We start from the raw sequence: 247 nt of genomic DNA, 5'->3' as shown, positions 1-247 counted from the left end.
CACATCGCCACTGCTAATACTGCAAACGGTAGCACCACGATAAAGCTTTCAACGGTTGGCAGACCAAGCATCCAACCTGTATCTTCACCCCACCAATACATTGGGCTCATATTTGGTAAGCCTGGCCCTGTTTCAAAAGCAAAGGGTGCGCCCATGGCAAAGGCTACTCCACCACCTAACAAGCAGCTAAGTGGCACTGCCAGCCAACGCTTTTGGAAGTTCTCTAACACCGCATACAGTATAATGG

At 49.8% G+C, this 247-nt stretch carries 1 protein-coding gene; it reads right to left on the bottom strand.

The features are described from left to right. Positions 1–247, bottom strand: a 247-nt coding sequence (locus AAEZ03_RS28475; protein ID WP_350583324.1) for a DUF3360 family protein, incomplete at both ends; no start/stop codon positions are given.

Origin of the sequence: Pseudomonas sp. HY2-MNA-CIBAN-0224 (assembly GCF_040310285.1) — a bacterium.
In the GTDB taxonomy this organism is placed as follows: Bacteria; Pseudomonadota; Gammaproteobacteria; order Pseudomonadales; family Pseudomonadaceae; genus Aquipseudomonas; species Aquipseudomonas helleri.
Note: the sequence above shows the minus strand (reverse complement) of the source record. Positions and strands in the feature narration are given on the sequence as shown.